The following is a 4,024-nucleotide window of genomic DNA, read 5'->3' on the forward strand; positions in this document are numbered from 1 at the left end:
GTTGAGGGCGCTCGATGCTTCCCCGGAATGGCGCGCCCGGTGCAAGGTGCTGAAGGAGCAGGCCGAAGGACAGTGCGCCCGGTGCGGCGGCGGGGATCACCTCCACGTTCACTGCACCCGACCAGACGGCGGGGTCTATCAATACGCCTACAATGCTCAAGGGAGGGTCACCTCCACCACCGACCCCCAGGGAAAGGTGACCACCCTCGTCTATGCCACCAACGGTGTTGACGTGCTCTCCGTCACCGACGCCCGCGGCAGCATCGGCTACGAATACAACGACCACCACCAGGTCATCCGTATCACTGACCGGCGCGGCAACAAGACCGCCTTTGCCTATAACAACTACGGCCAGCCTACCCAGATCACCGGGGCGGAAGGCAGCGCCGTGCAGATGGTCACGGCCCTGATCTACGACGCCAATCAGCGCCTCGTTCAAGTCACCCGGGCCGGGCAGACCCTGGCCCAAGTCAGCTATGACACCATCGGGCGTATCCGCACCCAGACCGATACCGCCGGGCTCACACTCGCCTACGACTATGACGCACTGAACCAGCCGACCCGCGTCACCTATCCGGACGGACGCACCGAGCAATTCGCCTGGTCCACGGGTCGCCCCTTCGAACTGACCCAGGAGACCAGCCGCGGCGGCAAGGTCAACCGCTACACCTATGACCCACAGAAGCGACTCACCGCCAGCATCGCACCGGACAGCGGCCTGACGCGGCCGATCTACGATGCGGACGGCAACCTCACCAAGCTGCTCGACGCCAACAGTAACCCAACGGCCTTCGCGTATGACGCGGACAATCTGGTTACCGCCCAGACCTATGCCGACGGCAAGGGGACAACCTATACCTATGACCTGGCTGGACGGGTCAAGACCCGCACCAATGCGCGCGCCATCGTCACTGCGTACACCTATGATCGCAACGGCAACCTGACCGGCATCGACTATGCGGACACCACGCCGGATGTCACCTTCGTTTACGATGCGCACGATCGGCTCATCCAGCGTGCTGACGGTATTGGCGTTAGCCGGTTCACTTACGACGCCAACGACAACCTGTTGAGCGTCGATGGACCCTGGGCTAACGACACCATCACCTATACCTACGACCCGCTAAACCGGCGTACCGGCATGAACGCACAAGGTGGCACACCGGTCGCCTATACCTATGACGCTTTCGGCCGACTCGCGACCATCGCCCAGAGCACGCGGGCCTACACCCTTACCTACCAGGGCAACAGCAACCTGCTCGCCCGACTGACTCGCCCAAACGGAAGCTATACCGCCTACACCAACGACGGGCTGCAACGCTTGACGGCGATCGGCAATCATAAGTCAGACGGCACCTTGATCAACAGCTTCGCCTACAGCTACAACGGCGACGACAACCGTACTACCGAGATCGCTACCAATGGTCTGCCGATGGTGGCACTTGCCCCCTTGCTCGAGACTAATCAGGTCAACTCCGTCAATCAGCCGACCAATGCGACGAATCCTACGCGGATTTACCAGTATGATGCTGATGGCAATATGATTCATGGCTATACCCCCGCAGGAGTCGACTGGACTGCAATTTATGACGCGGAGGATCGGCTGACACGAATTGAATATGCTGACAGTGGCGGGATTGTTCATGTTACGCAATATCGCTATTTCGCTACGGACTTGGTAGGGCAGATAGATCGCTATGAAAATACTTCCCTAGTCAGCGACATCCGGCTGGTATACGATGGCTTCCTCAGCGTACAGGAGCGGGACGGAGGCAATACGGCAGCGCGTCATTTCTTGTGGTTGGATGGGCCAGCAGGAGGGGTCGGAGCTTTACTCGGAACCCAAGAACCAGGGACACTGCACACTCAACTATTTGACGGCAAGGGGAACGTAGTTGCAGTCACGGACGAAGCGGGGCAGGTCGTTTCTGCGTATCGCTACGACGCCTACGGTCTAAGACTGTCGTCTGTCGGAGATGCCTCTCAACCGATGGGCTTTGCGACCAAGCGTTACGATGACGCAACGGGGCTTCTCGATTTCGGTTTCCGGAACTACTCGACCGTCTCGCGGTCTTGGTTGACGCGCGATCCCATTGGGACCCAGGGTGGCGCCAATCTCTACGAGTATGTGACGAGCAATCCGATCAATTTCGTCGATCCGTTTGGGTTGTCTAAAGGCGGAAAACAGAATGTCAAGGATACCGGACTCAGCGACCTGACAGATGAGGAAGTCGCGGATCGCGCGCGCGATAGAAGTCTTTCGGGGGAGGAACGCCGTAGATATCAGAAGGAAGAGAAAGCTCGAGGGCAGCGCAATAAGGAAAAGCGCAATCCAATAAATGACAGAAACGACAGTCAGCAGTATTGCAGTCGCCCGGATCCGAATCCCTATCTCGTGCCGATTTTAATAATTGGCGGGATCATCATAATCGGTGGACTCATCGTTTTTACGGGCGGTACTGGCGCGATAATTTTGGCTCCTGCCGCAGCGTCAGATAGACGATTAAAGCGTAATCTGCAATTGGTCGACAGCAAAGAGCTTCTGGCACGGGTAGCAGAGCTGGATGTCCGTTCATGGCGGTACCGGTGGGAGTCCGATGATATTCGTCACATCGGCCCAATGGCACAGGACTTCCATGCGAAATTTGGTTGCGGTCGTGACGACCGGGTTATCGACTTAGTCGATGCGAATGGTGTTCTGTTCGCCGCGATTCAGGAGGTGCAACGGCAGATTCGGGATCACGACGCGACAATTGCTGCGCTTGGGTATCAAACTAGGCAGCAGGCCGCAGATCTTGAAGAGATCCGGCATGTGCTTGACGAAACGCGCGAGCGACAGCGTTCTCTGCCTGATCGCGTTCAGCAGCAATTTGGTGAGGGATGCCGCGATGAGCGAGATTGACGAGATCGAGAGTATTTCCGCCGCCGCCGGCAGTGGCTACCAGCGTTTATTGAGTCTTTCCTACAGTAGTGACCCAGAGGCGCGGATGAGAGCGATCGAGGCGCTTCATCCTTTCCGCGATATCGAAGCCGTGGTCGATCGGGTCGTTTCGGCGTTGAGTGATTCGGATGATCTTGTGCGATTGGAGGCCGTTGCGGCGATCACCGAATGGGGAAAAATTGATGCGGCCGAGCAGCTGGTTGAGTTATTGGTCGATGATGAGTGGCTGGTTCGCGGCGATGCTGCCATAGCTCTGGCAACGGTTGGTTATGCACCAGGGGCTTCACTAATCGCCCGCAGATTTCCCCAGGCGGAATGCGACGAAGAGCGAGTACGATACGCACTGGCCCTTTGGTGCCTGGGGGATACGGGTTACAAGGATGTTTTTCTTGGCTTTCTCGAAAATCCTCATTACCGCATTCGTTGCGCCGTGGCGAACCTTTTGTTGAACTGTCGGAATCTGATCTCGATGGATGGAATACTGGAGCGATTGAAGGAGGCGCTCGACAAGGAGGGTACCGAGGCGGCGAGGTCATCTCTCAAGAATACCATTGCAGCTTTAGGGTCGTAAGTTGGGGTAACGTAAGGAACCCCCAACGCAACCCGGCAAGGCATCGCGGTCGTTGCAGATCGGCGATGAGCGACCGTCATTTGAAATGCCGAAGGCTTTAGGATTTATTCGAGGCCGTTTGTTGGGGTTCCTTCGTCACTCCAACCGACGCGAGCCATCGCCTGACGGCGAGGGCTTCGGACGCGATCAAAGAGCGACGTCATCAGAGAACTTGTCAGCACCACCTGCGTCCAACGAGGATCACGCAATGGAATCGAGGATTGAGCATTCGTCCCGGAACCCACGCTGGTCGCTGCTCGCGGCCCTGGCGGCCATCCTGTGCATCCTCGCCTCATTGATCCAAGCTGCCGAGACCATCGGCTACGGCTACGACCCGGCCAATCGGCTGGGGACGGTGCAATACGCCGATGGCCAGTCCATCCGCTATATCTATGACAACCTCGGCAATCAGCTCCAGAAGCTGACACTGGCCGCCGCCCAGACCAATACCCTGCCGGGCACGGTGACGCCGA

At 57.9% G+C, this 4,024-nt stretch carries 3 protein-coding genes and 1 pseudogene; all 4 read left to right on the forward strand.

Annotation, left to right across the window (positions count from 1 at the left end; all coding sequences use genetic code 11):
• Nucleotides 1-46: 46 nt before the first annotated feature.
• Nucleotides 47-193 (forward strand): annotated as a pseudogene (locus QZY44_RS35835) (RHS repeat domain-containing protein); the annotation flags it as partial.
• A gap of 3 nt (nt 194-196) precedes the next feature.
• Nucleotides 197-2,902, forward strand: a complete 2,706-nt coding sequence (locus QZY44_RS17230) for an RHS repeat-associated core domain-containing protein (protein ID WP_295448874.1) — start codon at nt 197-199, stop codon at nt 2,900-2,902.
• Nucleotides 2,889-3,512: a HEAT repeat domain-containing protein gene (locus QZY44_RS17235; RefSeq protein WP_295448878.1), complete on the forward strand. Its 624-nt coding sequence runs from the start codon at nt 2,889-2,891 to the stop codon at nt 3,510-3,512. Before QZY44_RS17230 ends, QZY44_RS17235 begins: the two co-directional genes overlap by 14 nt.
• Nucleotides 3,513-3,759: 247 nt before the next feature.
• A partial coding sequence (locus QZY44_RS17240) for an RHS repeat domain-containing protein (RefSeq protein ID WP_295448882.1) occupies nt 3,760-4,024 on the forward strand: 265 nt, incomplete at its 3' end.

Source organism: uncultured Thiodictyon sp., assembly GCA_903837595.1.
GTDB lineage: Bacteria > Pseudomonadota > Gammaproteobacteria > Chromatiales > Chromatiaceae > Thiodictyon.